Source organism: Streptomyces sp. XM4193 (assembly GCF_023072595.1).
Taxonomy (GTDB): Bacteria; Actinomycetota; Actinomycetes; order Streptomycetales; family Streptomycetaceae; genus Streptomyces.
Genome location: NZ_JALLGK010000008.1, coordinates 117,825 through 131,185, shown reverse-complemented (window position 1 = coordinate 131,185; position 13,361 = coordinate 117,825). Strand labels below are relative to the sequence as shown.

Below are 13,361 nucleotides of genomic sequence, written 5' to 3'. Positions count from 1 at the left end.
CGGCGCCTGCCGCCGCCGAACCGGCTCCCACCGGTGCGGAGGTGCACGGTGCGGACGGCTCCCCGGACGGGAGCGGCTACGCGTGGCGGGGAGTGGAGCGGGCGCTGCTGCGGATGAGACGCGCGGTGCTGCTGATGGTCCTGCCGCCTCTCCTCGTGCCGGCGGCCGTGCTGCTGGGCTGGCTCGCCGGGCCGTACTGGGCGCTGCTGGTGCTGCTGCCGCTGGTTCCGGCGGCCTTCGGCTGGTTCGCGCTCGCCCGCAACTGGCGCTCCTGGCGGTACGCGGAGCGTGCCGACGATCTGCTGATCAGCCGCGGGGTGATGTGGCGCGAGCTGACCGTGGTCCCGTACGGCCGGATGCAGTTGGTCGAGGTCACCTCCGGTCCGCTGGAGCGCAGATACGGGCTGGCGAGGCTCCAGTTGCACACTGCCGCCGCCGCGACCGACGCGCAGATCCCCGGGCTCGTGCCCGCGGAGGCGGAACGGCTGCGGGACCGGTTGACCGAGCTCGGCGAAGCCCGTTCGGCCGGGCTGTGACGCGGTGACGGTCCCGATGAGCGGCGAGCACGAGCAGCGCGGCGAACGCGAGCAGCGCGACCCCGGCGAACGTCCCGGCGCCGCCGAACGTCCCGGCGCCGCCGACCGGTTCGGCGAGGACCGGCGGGGGCCGGGGCGGTCGCGATGGCTGCCGCGCCGTCCCGAGGGCACCCGGCTGCACCCCATCACGCCGTGGCGGCGGACCTGGGCGCCGATCGCGGCGCTCGCCGTCTTCGCCGTGCAGGACCTCAACCGCGCCCGGGAGTGGATCACCCAACTCACCCTGGGCTGGGTGCTGCTGGCGATGGTGGTGCTGCTGCCGTTCGCCGCCGCGTACGGCTTCCTGTCCTGGTGGGTGACGAGCTACCAGGTCACCGACACCGAACTGCGCATCCGCAGCGGACTGTTCTTCCGGCGGGTTGCGCACATCAGGCTGGACCGCATCCAGGCGGTCGACGTGACCAGACCGCTCCTGGCGAGGGTCGCCGGCGTCGCCAAGCTCAAGCTCGACGTCGTCGGCACCGAGGCCAAGGACGAGCTGGCGTTCCTCGGCGAGGCCGACGCCGTCGCGCTCCGTGCCGAACTGCTCGCCCGTGCCGCCGGTATCGCTCCCGAGGTCGCGCCGCGTGCCGGCGAGGCGCCGGAGCGGCTGCTGGTGCGGGTGCCGACCCGGATGCTGACGGTGGCGCTGCTGCTCGTCGGCACCGGCTGGAGCTTCGTCGCCGCGACGCTGCTGGTGCCGTGGGGCATGTGGTGGTTCACCGGCAGCCCGGGTGCCGCGATCGCGACCGGGGTGCCGATGCTCGGCGGCGCCTGGGTCTCGACCCTGGGCCGCTATCTCACCGAGTACGACTGGAAGGTCGCCGAGTCCCCGGACGGGCTGCGGATCGACCACGGGCTGCTGGACCGGGAGCACGCCACCGTGCCACCGGGCCGGGTCCAGGCCGTACGGGTGCTGCAACCCAGGCTGTGGCGGTCGCGCGACTGGCTGCGGATGGAGTTGAGCGTGGCCGGTTCGGACGGCGGCAAGTCGGTCCTGCTGCCGGTCGCCGACCGGGCCGTGGCCGAGGAGGTGCTGGCCAGAGTGCTGCCCGGCGTACGGCTCTCGGAGGCGGTGGCCGGGGTGCAGCCGGTGCCCGGTCGGGCACGCTGGGCCGTTCCGCTGTGGTGGCGCGGCTACGGGCTCGGGGTGACGGGCGCGGTGCTGGTCACCCGGCGCGGCCTGCTGCGCCGCGAGTGGACCCTGGTGCCGCACGCGAAGGTGCAGAGCGTACGCCTGCGGCAGGGGCCGTGGGCCCGTCGGCTGCGTCTGGCCGACGTGTACGCCGACCACGGGGCGAACGGTTCGACGAAGGCCGGGCTGCGGGACGTCACGGAGGCGCACGCCCTGGTCTCCGCGCAGGCGGAGCGCTCCCGCACCGGCCGCCGCACCGCCGGCCCGGAGCGCTGGCTGACCTGAACCCGCCCGGGCCGTGGCACCGGGCTCGGCACGTCACCACATCCGTGCATCAGCACGTCAGCGCGCCGACGCTTCGGTGGCGGGGAGGCTCAGGGGGTTGTCGATGCCGACGGGGTGGGCGAGCCACAGATGTCCGCCCAGGCCCGCCGGGTCGAGCAGTTCGGCCGCTTCGCCGGAGGCGCTCAGCGCCCGCAGATAGCCGGCCGGGTCGGTGCGCGCCAGATCCATCGGCGGTCGTCGGCCCGCGAGTCCGAGCGCCCGCAGCGCCTCCCGCTGCCGCAGCAACCGCCCGCCGCCACCGGTCGTGGCGTACGTCCCCTCCGCGGCGTCGTCCGCGGCGTCCGGTGCGCAGGCGCAGGAGTCCATGGCGACATGAGCGGTCAGATCGCAGCTTCCGTCGGGTACCGGGCGCACCTCGCGACCGTCCCGGTAGCCGGTGAGCGTGCCGAAGAGCGGACGGTCCGCCCGGGTGTGCCCGTAGTCGACGGCCACCGCGAGACCTGCCGCCAGACTGGCGACGGCGGTGCGCCACGCCTCGTCGCGGGGACGGCCGATCTCGGCGCGCAGCCCGGGCTCGGGCGCTTCCCCGGTCGGCCACCAGCGCCTCAGCCACCGGGCGTCGTCGCCGGCGACCGGTGCGCCCAACTCCTCGCGTCCGTCGGCGGGATCGACGTGCACCCGGCGCCACACGCCCTCCCCGTCGGTCTCGACGACCTCGCACGGCACGTTGTCCAGCCACTCGTTGGCGAACAGCAGCCCGGTCGACCCGCTCGGCGGGTGCGCGGACCAGGCGATACGGGGGTCGAGCCCCGGCGGTCGGGGAGCGCGCTCCACCGCGTGGGGGCGCAGCCGGCGGCCCAGCGCCTCCGGCACCGCCGCCAACACGCCGGTCAGCAGCTCGCCGCGACCGGCTCCGACGTCGACCACGGCCAGCTCCGGCGGTTCGCCGAGCGCCGCGTCGACCCGGCGCAGCAGCTCCGCGACCGCCTGCGCGTACCGCGGCGAGGCGTGCACGGAGGTGCGGAAGTGGGACGAGGGCGCCTCCCGCACGAAGAAGCCGTCCGGTCCGTACAGCGCCCGCTCGGTGGCCTCGCGCCAGCCGAGGAGGCGGGGTGCGCTGTTGTCGTCGGTCACGGGCTGACCCTAGGCCCTCCCGCTCGGCCCCTCGGCCCCCTCTCCCGGACCGGCGCCGCCCGGAGCCCGCCGCCCGCCGCCCGCCGCCCGCTGGGTGCCGTACGGCGTGGGGCACTCCCGCAACCGACCCCCCGGGCGGCGCCGGCGGACGGCTCGGGACCGGGGGCGCGGGGACGGACTGCGAACGCGTCGCCGGGTTGTCCGTTCACGGTCTTGTGCCGCATCCACCCTGGGGAGTAGGCGGAGTCACCACGGATCGACCCCTCGACGGACCCGGGGGCCCGGAACGGACGCCTACGCTGGGTGACGTGAACCGGGTCTATGAGTTGCTGCGCAGGCACCCCACATGGGTGGACGGCTCGTGGGCTCTGGCCATCCTCGTGATCTGCGTGCCCTGGGTCGCCAACCCGCCGGCCGGCGTCATCGGCCCCGCCACCTGGCAGCGGGCCGCCGCCGCCGTGATCGCCTGCGCGCTCGCGCTGGTGGTGGCGCTGCGCCGTCGCCACCCGGAGCGGATGCTGCTGCTGGCGACGGTCGCCGGGCTCGCCCAACTCGCCACCGACGCCTTCGTGCTGCCCGCCGACTTCGCCCTGCTGGTGATCGTCTACACGGTCGCCGCGCGCACCGTCAGATGGGCCTCGCGGTACGCACTGGTCTGCGCGCTGCTCGCTCCGCTGCTGGCGGTGATCCGCTGGCCCTCGGACGGGAGCAGCCTGCTCAGCACCTTCGCGGAGGCCGCGTTCTACACCGTGTGCTTCGGCTTCGCCTGGCTGCTCGGCGACTCGTTGCGCACCCGCCGCGCCTACTACGCGGAACTGGAGGAGCGCGCGGCCCGGTTGGAGCGCGAGCGGGCCGCCCAGTCGCAGGCGACCATAGCCGCCGAGCGCGCCCGTATCGCCCGCGAGCTGCACGATGTGGTGGCGCACAACGTCTCGGTCATGGTCGTCCAGGCCGACGGCGCCGCGTACGTGCTGGACACCGCGCCGGACCAGTCCCGGCAGGCGCTGGAGACCATCTCCACCACCGGCCGCCAGGCGCTCACCGAGATGCGCAGACTGCTCGGGGTGCTGCGCAGCGAGGACGCGCCGGCGAGCGAGTACGTGCCGCAGCCGAGCGTCGAGCAGCTCAGCGATCTGGTGGAGCAGGTGCGCGGCACGGGGATGATGGTCGACTTCACCGTCGAGGGCACGCCGAGGCCGCTGCCCAGCGGGGTCGAGCTGACCGCGTACCGGATCGTCCAGGAGGCGCTCACCAACACCCGCAAGCACGGCGGGCCGCACGTCGGCGCGACCGTGAAGCTGACCTACGGCGAGGGCGCGCTGACGCTGCTCGCCGAGGACGACGGCCGCGGTTCGCCGGAGGAGCTGTACGAGGGCGGCGGGGCCGACGGGATGGGGCACGGCCTGATCGGCATGCGCGAGAGGATCGGCATGGTCGGCGGCAGACTCGAGGCGGGCCCGCGTGCGGGCGGCGGCTTCCGGGTCTGTGCCGAGCTGCCGTTCCGGGGTGCCGCCTGACCCGCTCCCGCGCGACTTCGGCACCGGTACGGGGGAATCCGCGACCGGAACCGGTGCGGGCCGGAACCGCAGCACGCGCGGTGCACGTTGACGAACCGACAGAGACGGTCACCGCCGACGGCGGCCGGCCCAACGCAGACCCGGGAGAACGCCACATGACCGTCCGCATCATGCTCGTCGACGATCAGGTGCTGCTGCGCACCGGCTTCCGCATGGTGCTCGCCGCCCAGCCGGACATGGACGTGGTGGCGGAGGCGGCAGACGGGGCCGAGGCGCTGGAGCGGCTGCGCACCACCACCGTCGACGTCGTGCTGATGGACATCCGGATGCCGAACGTCGACGGGGTCGAGGCCACCCGCCGCATCTGCGAGGAGGGCCAGGGCGGCCCCGGCGATCCCAAGGTCCTGATCCTGACCACCTTCGACCTCGACGAGTACGCCTTTGCCGCGCTCAAGGCCGGAGCCAGCGGCTTCCTGCTCAAGGACGTGCCGCCCGGCGAACTGCTCGCCGCGATCCGCTCGGTGCACAGCGGCGACGCGGTGGTGGCGCCCTCGACGACGAAGCGGCTGATCGACCAGTTCTCGCCGATGCTTCCGTCCTCCGGCCCCGAGCCCACGTCCAAGGAGATCCAGCGGCTGACCGAGCGGGAGCGCGAGGTGCTGGTGCTGATCTCCCAGGGCCTGTCGAACGGCGAGATCGCCGCGAAGCTGGTGCTCTCGGAGGCGACCGTCAAGACGCACGTCGGCCGGATCCTCACCAAGCTGGAGGTGCGCGACCGGGTGCAGGCCGTGGTGCTGGCGTACGAGAGCGGCCTGGTGCGCGCCGGCGGCGCCGGCTGAGCGGTGCGCGCGCCCGTGCCCGAGGCGGGTGAAGCGGGCCGGTCCCCTCCGGGACGTGCCGGGCTCCGGAGCGTGCAGGGGCGCGCGGGCTTCGGTGCGTGCGGGGGCGGCGGGCCGGTTCCTGCGGCGGAGCGCCGGTGCGGGAGGCAGCTCCGGAGGCGGCTGCGGAACAGGCTCGGGAAGCGGTGCGGACGGCGGGTGCGGGCTGTGCCGGGAGCGGGCCGCGACCCCGGAAACGGGTCCGACTCCCACGACGTAGCATGGCTGCGAACGTCCGGTACCGACACATCAGCGCGGACTGGAACGGAAGGCGCAGCGCATCGTGAACGAAGAAGCACATCCGCAGGACCGCCCCGCCAGGCTCCGCGTCGGAGTCGTCGGCGCCGGCCGGGTGGGTGCGGCGCTGGCCGCGGCGCTCGCCCGTGCCGGGCACCGTCCGGTCGCCGCCTCCGGAGTCTCCGAGGCGTCCCGCGCCCGCGCCGCCGAACTCCTGCCGGGCGTACCGCTGGTGGAGCCCGCCGAGGTGCTCGCCCGCGCCGAGCTCGTACTGCTGACCGTGCCCGACGACGCGCTCCCCGACCTGGTCCGCGGCCTCGCGGAGACCGGCGCGGTGCGTCCCGGGCAGCTGGTCGCGCACACCTCCGGACGGTACGGCGTCGCCGTCCTCGATCCCGTACTGCGGGCCGGCGGGCTGCCGTTGGCGCTGCATCCGGTGATGACGTTCACCGGCACCTCCGTCGATGTGCAGCGGTTGGGCGGCTGCGCGTTCGGCGTCACCGCTCCGGAGGAGCTGCGGCTGGCCGCGCAGGCGCTGGTGATCGAGATGGGCGGCGAGCCGGAGTGGGTGCCAGAGGAGGTGCGCCCGCTCTACCACGCGGCACTGTCACTCGGCGCGAACTATCTGGTCACCCTGGTCGCCCAGGCCAAGGAGTTGCTGCGCGCCGCCGGGGTCCAGTCGCCCGACCTGATGCTGGCCCCGCTGCTCGGTGCCGCGCTGGACAACTCGCTGCGTTCCGGCGACGCCGCGCTCACCGGCCCGGTCGCCCGCGGCGACGCCGGTACGGTCGCGGCGCACGTCGCCGAACTGCGGCAGCACGCGCCCGGCATGGTCGCCGGTTACCTCGCGATGGCCCGTACGACCGCCGACCGGGCCCTGGCACAGGGGCTGTTGAAGCCGGAGCTGGCCGAAGACCTGCTGGGTGTCCTGGCAGACGAGGAGTCCGCACGATGACCGATCCCGCCGCCGGAGCGCCCGCCGCCGAGACCGAACCCGCGTCCGCCGCGTCCGCCGCCGTGCCCGCCGGGGCTTCGAGCCACGGAGCCGTCGGCGGGGCGGTGCTGCTGAAGGGGTTCGCCGAGCTCCGCGAGCAGCCCCGGCCCGCCGGCCGCCTCGCCGCGGTGATGACGATGGGCGCGCTGCACGAGGGCCACGCCGCGCTGATCCGAGCCGCCCGCGAACACGTCGGCGCCCGGGGGCGTGTCGTGGTCACCGTCTTCGTCAACCCGCTCCAGTTCGGGGCCGGCGAGGACCTGGACCGCTACCCGCGCACCCTGGACGCCGACCTCGCCGTCGCCGCGGACGCCGGTGCGGACCTGGTGGTGGCACCGGCCGCCGAGGAGGTCTACCCGGGCGGCGAACCACAGGTGCGGGTCGGCGCCGGACCGATGGGCGACCGGCTGGAAGGCGCCTCGCGACCGGGCCACTTCGACGGCGTGCTCACCGTCGTCGCCAAGCTGCTCCACCTGACCGCACCCGACATCGCGCTGTACGGGGAGAAGGACGCCCAGCAGCTGGCGCTGATCACGCGGATGGTGCGCGACCTCAACTTCCCGGTGCAGGTGCTGGGCGTACCCACCGTGCGAGAGCCGGACGGCCTCGCGCTCTCCAGCCGCAACCGCTACCTCTCGGAGGAGGAGCGCCGGCACGCCGCGGCGCTCTCCCGCGCCCTGTTCGCCGCCCGTGGCGAGTCGGCCCCCGACGCCGTACTGGCCCGTGCCCAGCGGGAGTTGGCCGGTGCACCGGGGCTGGAAATCGACTACGTCGCGCTTGTCGATCCCGCCACCTTCGCCGACGCCGCCGCCGATCACCGCGGCGAGGCCGTGCTCGCGGTCGCCGCCCGGGTGGGCGCCACTCGCCTGATCGACAACGTCCGACTCACCTTCGGCGGTCCGGCATGACCGGCGGCGCCATACCCCCCGCAACCGACTCCGCCGCCGTACGCGCCGACTCCGCCGTACGCGCCGACTCCGCCGCCGTACGCGCCGACTCCGCCGCCGTACGCGCCGGCTCCGCCGTACGGCTCGACGCGCCCGAGCCCAGCTGGGCGATCGACGCCGAGGTCGCCCTGGTCGGCTCCGGCGTCGCCGGTCTCACCGCCGCCCTGCGCTGCGCCGCGGCCGGGCTGCGCACCGTCATCGTCACCAAGGCGCTGCTGGACGACGGTTCCACCCGCTGGGCGCAGGGCGGGATCGCCGCCGCGCTCGGCGAGGGCGACACCCCGCAGCAGCACCTGGACGACACCCTGGTCGCCGGCGCGGGCCTCTGCGACGAGGCCGCCGTCCACACCCTGGTGACGGAAGGGCCGGACGCGGTGCGCCGGTTGATCGCCTCCGGCGCCGTCTTCGACCCGGACGAGGACGGCGCCGGGATCGCGCTCACCCGCGAGGGCGGCCACCACCGCCGCCGCATCGCGCACGCCGGCGGGGACGCGACCGGGGCCGAGATCTCCCGGGCCCTGGTCGAGGCGGTACGGACCGTGCAGCGCGAGGGCACTGCCGCCGGCGGCACCATCGAGACCATCGAACACGCCCTGGTGCTCGACCTGTTGAAGGACGCCGAGGGCAACACCGCCGGCGTCTCGCTGCACGTCATGGGCGAGGGCCGGCACGACGGGGTCGGCGCGGTGCACGCCCCCGCGGTCGTGCTCGCCACCGGCGGCATGGGACAGATCTTCTCCGCCACCACCAACCCGGCCGTCTCCACCGGGGACGGCGTCGCCCTCGCGCTGCGGGCCGGCGCGCAGATCAGCGACCTGGAGTTCGTCCAGTTCCACCCGACGGTGCTCTACCTCGGGCCGGACGCCGAGGGCCAGCAGCCGCTGATCTCCGAGGCGGTGCGCGGCGAGGGCGCCAAGCTGGTCGACGCGGACGGCGAACGCTTCATGGTCGGCCGGCACGAACTGGCCGAACTGGCCCCGCGCGACATCGTCGCCAAGGGCATCATGCGCCGCTGCCAGGAGCAGGGCGCCGAGCACATGTACCTCGACGGCAGGCACTTCGGCGCCCGGATGTGGCAGGAGCGCTTCCCCACCATCCTGGCCGCCTGCCGTGCCCACGGATTCGACCCGGTCACCGAGCCGATCCCCGTCGCGCCCGCCGCGCACTACGCCTCGGGCGGCGTCCGCACCGACTTGGACGGACGCACCACCGTGCCGGGCCTCTACGCCTGCGGCGAGGTCGCCTGCACCGGTGTGCACGGCGCCAACCGGCTCGCCTCCAACTCGCTGCTGGAGGGCCTGGTCTTCGCCGAACGCATCGCCGCCGACCTCACCGCCGACTTCCGTGCCGGACGGCTGCGCGCCGGTGCGCCGGTCACCGACCGGGCGGTGGTGCCGCTGCCCGCGGCCGAGCTGCGCACCGCCATCCAGCGCACCATGACCGAGGGCGCCGGCGTACTGCGCTCCGCCGCCAGCCTCGCCGCCGCCGCCCGCCGCCTCGCCGCCCTCCACCCGCCGGCCGCCGACCCGCCGGCCGCCGCGGCTGACTCGCCCGGGCCCGCTGGTTCGCCTGTGCCGTCCGCGTCGGGTGTCTCGGCTGCGTCCGGTGGCTCAGTCGTGTCCGATGGTTCGCCCGTGCCGCCTGCGTCCGATGGATCGGCCGGGTTCCGGAGCGCCGACGGCGCCGGGCGCGGGCCCGCCGAACCGGGGACGCAGACCTGGGAGACGGCGAACCTGCTGCTCGTCGCCGAGGTACTCGTGCGTGCGGCCACCGAGCGCGAGGAGACCCGCGGTTGCCACTGGCGGGAGGATTTCCCGGATCGTGACGACCGGCAGTGGCGCCGCCATCTCGTCGCTACCCTCGAGCACAGGGCGGACCGAACCGGCTCCGCGCACCCGGTGCTGCGCGCCACCGGGTCGACCGCCTTCCCGCCGGTGCGCGCCACGCATCCGCCCGCCGCCGAGCAGACCGCCGTCGAACCGCACTGCACCGAGCAGACCGCCGTCGAACCGCACTGCACCGAGCAGACCGCCGTCGAACCGCACGCCACCGACACCCGTTCCGCCCCGGGCCGTCCCACCGACGCCCGAGCCGCCGACCACGCAGCCGCCCAGGAGTAGCAGTGACCCCCAACGACCAGCCCGCCCGCGCCGCCGCCGGCGATCCGTCCCCGGACCGACTGCCCCTGCTCGACGCGGAGTCGGACCGGCAGTCCGGCTGCGGCGAGGGCTGCGGCTGCGCGGACGGCGAGGCCGACCAGGAGAGCGGGCTCGACCCGGCGCTCGCGGAGGTGCTGTACGCGGACGGACTCGACCCGCTGCTGGTGGAGGACATCGCGCTGGTCGCCCTCGCGGAGGACCAGGACGAGCACGGCACCGGTGACGTCACCACGCTCGCCACCATCGCCGAGGACGCGGTGTCCGTCGGCGACTTCACGGCCCGTCAGGCCGGTACGGTCGCCGGTCTGCACATCGCCGAGGCGGTGCTGTCGGTCGCCGCCACCGCTGATCTGGAGGTCGAGCGGCACGTGGCCGACGGCGACCGGGTGGAGGCGGGACAGCGGCTGCTGACCGTCACCACCCGTACCCGCGACCTGCTCGTCGGCGAGCGTCCCGCGCTCAACCTGCTGTGCCGCCTGTCCGGGGTCGCCACCGCCACCCGCGCCTGGGTGGACGCGCTGGAAGGCACGGGGGCGACCGTGCGGGACACCCGCAAGACCACCCCCGGACTGCGCGCCCTGGAGAAGTTCGCGGTCCGCTGCGGCGGCGGCGAGAACCACCGGATGTCGCTCTCCGACGCCGCGCTGATCAAGGACAACCACGTCGTCGCGGCCGGCGGGGTGACCGCCGCCTTCAAGGCCGTACGGAGCGCGTACCCCGATCTGCCCGTCGAGGTCGAGGTGGACCGGCTGGACCAGATCGAGCCGGTGCTCGCCGAGGGCGCCGACCTGATCCTGCTCGACAACTTCACCCCCGCCCTCACCGCCGAGGCCGTCGCCCTGGTCGCCGGGCGCGCGCGGCTGGAGTCCTCGGGCGGTCTCACGCTCGCCAACGCCGAGGAGTACGGCCGCACCGGTGTCGACCACATCGCGGTCGGGGCGCTGACCCACTCCGCCCCGATCCTGGACATCGGCCTGGACCTGCGCGAGTCCGCCGATGGGGGGAACTGACCATGTTGCTGACCATCGACGTCGGTAACACCCACACGGTTCTCGGCCTCTTCGACGGCGAGGAGATCGTCGAGCACTGGCGCATCTCCACCGATCCGCGCCGCACGGCCGACGAACTCGCCGTACTGCTCCAGGGCCTGATGGGCATGCACCCGCTGCTCGGCGTGGAGCTCGGCGAGGGCATCGAGGGAATCGCGATCTGCTCCACCGTCCCCTCGGTGCTGCACGAGCTGCGCGAGGTCACCCGCCGGTACTACGGCGACATTCCGGCCGTGCTGGTCGAGCCCGGGGTCAAGACCGGTGTGCCGGTCTTGATGGACAACCCCAAGGAGGTCGGCGCCGACCGCATCGTCAACGCGGTGGCGGCCACCGAGCTCTACGGCGGGCCGAGCATCGTGGTCGACTTCGGCACCGCCACCACCTTCGACGCGATCTCCGCCCGCGGCGAGTACACCGGCGGTGTGATCGCGCCCGGCATCGAGATCTCCGTCGAGGCCCTCGGAGTGCGCGGCGCCCAGCTGCGCAAGATCGAACTTGCCAAGCCCCGCGGTGTCATCGGCAAGAACACCGTCGAGGCCATGCAGTCCGGCATCCTCTACGGCTTCGCCGGCCAGGTGGACGGAGTGGTCCGCCGGATGGCCGCGGAGCTGGTCGGTCCGGACGGCGACGTCGACGACGTCACCGTGATCGCCACCGGCGGGCTCAGCCCGATGGTGCTGGGGGAGGCGGAGCTGATCGACGAGCACGAGCCGTGGCTGACCCTGATCGGGCTCCGTCTGGTCTACGAGCGCAACCTCGGCCGCCTCTGACCGTTTCCGTGCCCGCCCCCCGTCCGCCGCCGACCGCCCGGACGGGCCCCGCCCACCGAGCCCGACCCGGGCCGCGGCCCCGCCCACCGAGCCCGACCCGGGCCGCGGCCCCGTCCACCGAGGCCCGCCCGTCGACGTCCACCGAGGCCCCGCCGACCGACCGCCGACCGCGGGCCCGGCGGGGTCCTGCGGGCCCGCGGACACCCGTACGGGCGGTCCGGCCGCCCGGATCCGCTTCCGGCCGGCCGGCCCGCACCGGCGCACCGGCCGGCCCGTGCCGAGCGGGCAACGAGCGCGTGGTTCGAGCCATTTCGTCCGATTAGCGCCTATCGTCGGGTTATGCCCATTCCACATGGCTCCCGAGGCGGTATGGCCTTCAGCGCGGACGAGCTGCGCGTGCTGCGACGTGCCCTGGAAGCAGTGGTGCGGCCCGCGCTCGTACCGGAACGCGAGGTCCGCGCCTGCCGCCGTCTCGCCCGGGCGGTGGACCAGGCGGACGGCGAGGCCGCCCGGCGGCGCGCCTTCCTCGTCGCCGACCTGCGCCGCTACCGCGCCGCGCTGCCCGGCTCCGCCCGCGGCTATCTGGAGAGCCTGGACGAGGCGCTGAGCGCCGGTTGCCCGACCGGCTCCGAGGATCTGGCCAGCCTGCGCCGGATCGCCTTCGGCGCGGCCGGCAGCACCGCGGACCGGCAGCGGGCCCGTCGGCTCCTCGACCGGCTCTCCGCCGCTCCTCCCGCCGCCCTGCCCGCGCGCCGCGAGGGGAGCGCCCGTCACCTCCTCGTCGTGCCGAGCGGCCTCGCCGGAGGTGTGCCCGTGCCGTCCCCGCCGTACCCCTGCCGGAACGGACGGGGCGCCGAGGGCGCCGCCGTACCGGGTTCCCGCCCGGCCGCCGACGGGCCCGGCCCGGCGGTCCGAGCCGCGTCCGGCCGCACCCCGGCACCCGGCCGCGCCGGGTGCCCAGCCGAAACCGACCACATCGCCGATCTCCGCGACGACACAGACAAGGACGGTGGGGAACACATGGCTGCCAAGGAAAGCGACGACCGCGAGCGCACCCCGCGCCCCGCGCCCGCCCCGGGCCCCAAGTCCCCCGGGCCCTCCGGCCCGCGGCCGACGAGGCCCGTACCGACGCCCGGCGAGGTCTTTCCGCCCCGTCGCCGGCCCAAGCCCCCGCCCGGCGACCGGTCCGTCCCGCCCGAGGAGCACCTCCGGACGGACGCCCTGTCCGCCTGAGCCCTCCGCGGTGCGGACGGGGGTCGGACCGCCCGGCCGCCCGACCGCACACCCGTACGCCGTGCGCCGCCGCGCGGGCCCGCTCTCCAGGGGCCCGCGCGGCGGCGTTCCGGCGCTGGCCTACTCTGGTGCCCGGACCCCCGTGCGCCGTGCGCGGCCGGTCCGGCGACAGCACGTACCGCAGCAGGAGGCCGGGAGCAATGGACTACATCGCCGCACTGACCCCCTCCGTGGTGATGGCCATCGCCTTCATCGCGCTGATCGTGACGATCGTCAAGACGCAGGGCGGGCCGAACAAGTCCAAGGAGGACGCCGCCGTCGACGCCGCTTTCGCGCGCGCCGAGGCGAGCCGCCGCGAGAGCGCCGCCGACGGCGGCCCCGCGGCCTGAGCCGCCCCTTTCCCGTTCGCCGCACGGACGGCCTCCACGGCCGTGCCGCGTGTTTCCCG

Annotated in this window: 11 protein-coding genes and 1 pseudogene; 11 read left to right on the top strand and 1 reads right to left on the bottom strand. The window is 75.2% G+C overall.

The window, feature by feature from the left end; genetic code table 11:
* The first annotated feature begins 41 nt into the window (after nucleotides 1-41).
* On the top strand, nucleotides 42-536 hold the full coding sequence (locus MTQ01_RS20155; RefSeq protein WP_374207814.1) for a PH domain-containing protein: 495 nt from the start codon (nucleotides 42-44) through the stop codon (nucleotides 534-536).
* A gap of 16 nt (nucleotides 537-552) precedes the next feature.
* On the top strand, nucleotides 553-1,995 hold the full coding sequence (locus MTQ01_RS20150; protein ID WP_247492102.1) for a PH domain-containing protein: 1,443 nt from the start codon (nucleotides 553-555) through the stop codon (nucleotides 1,993-1,995).
* Between the two features lie 57 nt (nucleotides 1,996-2,052).
* Here MTQ01_RS20150 and MTQ01_RS20145 read toward each other — a convergent pair whose 3' ends face one another.
* Nucleotides 2,053-3,129 carry an SAM-dependent methyltransferase gene (locus MTQ01_RS20145; protein ID WP_247492101.1) on the bottom strand — a complete coding sequence of 359 codons (1,077 nt, stop codon included), beginning with the start codon at nucleotides 3,127-3,129 and terminating at the stop codon, nucleotides 2,053-2,055.
* Nucleotides 3,130-3,437: 308 nt separating this feature from the next.
* Here MTQ01_RS20145 and MTQ01_RS20140 point away from each other — a divergent pair, with 308 nt between their 5' ends.
* The 9 genes and pseudogenes from MTQ01_RS20140 (at nucleotide 3,438) to MTQ01_RS20100 (ending at nucleotide 13,302) form a co-directional block, all read left to right on the top strand.
* Entirely contained in the window at nucleotides 3,438-4,646 is a 1,209-nt protein-coding gene (locus tag MTQ01_RS20140) for a sensor histidine kinase (protein ID WP_247492100.1), read from the top strand.
* Between the two features lie 155 nt (nucleotides 4,647-4,801).
* A complete protein-coding gene (locus MTQ01_RS20135; RefSeq protein WP_247492099.1) occupies nucleotides 4,802-5,485 on the top strand; it encodes a response regulator transcription factor in 684 nt (227 codons plus the stop codon).
* A 322-nt stretch (nucleotides 5,486-5,807) separates the two neighbouring features.
* Nucleotides 5,808-6,716: a Rossmann-like and DUF2520 domain-containing protein gene (locus MTQ01_RS20130; RefSeq protein WP_247492098.1), complete on the top strand. Its 909-nt coding sequence runs from the start codon at nucleotides 5,808-5,810 to the stop codon at nucleotides 6,714-6,716.
* Between the two features lie 176 nt (nucleotides 6,717-6,892).
* The gene (panC, locus tag MTQ01_RS20125; protein ID WP_374207813.1) at nucleotides 6,893-7,663 is read left to right on the top strand and encodes a pantoate--beta-alanine ligase; all 771 of its coding nucleotides are present in this window, start codon (nucleotides 6,893-6,895) and stop codon (nucleotides 7,661-7,663) included.
* Nucleotides 7,660-9,519, top strand: a pseudogene (locus MTQ01_RS20120) (L-aspartate oxidase); the annotation flags it as partial. The gene panC and the pseudogene MTQ01_RS20120, both read left to right, overlap by 4 nt.
* A 305-nt stretch (nucleotides 9,520-9,824) precedes the next feature.
* Nucleotides 9,825-10,871 carry a carboxylating nicotinate-nucleotide diphosphorylase gene (gene nadC, locus MTQ01_RS20115; RefSeq protein WP_374207809.1) on the top strand — a complete coding sequence of 349 codons (1,047 nt, stop codon included), beginning with the start codon at nucleotides 9,825-9,827 and terminating at the stop codon, nucleotides 10,869-10,871.
* A gap of 2 nt (nucleotides 10,872-10,873) precedes the next feature.
* Nucleotides 10,874-11,680, top strand: a complete 807-nt coding sequence (locus MTQ01_RS20110) for a type III pantothenate kinase (RefSeq protein ID WP_247492095.1) — start codon at nucleotides 10,874-10,876, stop codon at nucleotides 11,678-11,680.
* Nucleotides 11,681-12,019: 339 nt separating this feature from the next.
* Complete coding sequence (locus MTQ01_RS20105; RefSeq protein WP_247492094.1) at nucleotides 12,020-12,913, top strand: hypothetical protein; 894 nt, start codon at nucleotides 12,020-12,022, stop codon at nucleotides 12,911-12,913.
* A gap of 200 nt (nucleotides 12,914-13,113) precedes the next feature.
* On the top strand, nucleotides 13,114-13,302 hold the full coding sequence (locus MTQ01_RS20100) for a hypothetical protein (RefSeq protein WP_247492093.1): 189 nt from the start codon (nucleotides 13,114-13,116) through the stop codon (nucleotides 13,300-13,302).
* Nucleotides 13,303-13,361 lie beyond the last annotated feature (59 nt).

What these genes read in the sequence shown, in the direction of transcription:
- MTQ01_RS20150 (WP_247492102.1), top strand. Translation starts at nt 553, where the DNA reads ATGAGCGGCGAGCACGAGCAGCGCGGCGAACGCGAGCAGCGCGACCCC.
- MTQ01_RS20135 (WP_247492099.1), top strand. Translation starts at nt 4,802, where the DNA reads ATGACCGTCCGCATCATGCTCGTCGACGATCAGGTGCTGCTGCGCACC.
- panC (WP_374207813.1), top strand. Translation starts at nt 6,893, where the DNA reads ATGGGCGCGCTGCACGAGGGCCACGCCGCGCTGATCCGAGCCGCCCGC.
- MTQ01_RS20110 (WP_247492095.1), top strand. Translation starts at nt 10,874, where the DNA reads ATGTTGCTGACCATCGACGTCGGTAACACCCACACGGTTCTCGGCCTC.
- MTQ01_RS20105 (WP_247492094.1), top strand. Translation starts at nt 12,020, where the DNA reads ATGCCCATTCCACATGGCTCCCGAGGCGGTATGGCCTTCAGCGCGGAC.
- MTQ01_RS20100 (WP_247492093.1), top strand. Translation starts at nt 13,114, where the DNA reads ATGGACTACATCGCCGCACTGACCCCCTCCGTGGTGATGGCCATCGCC.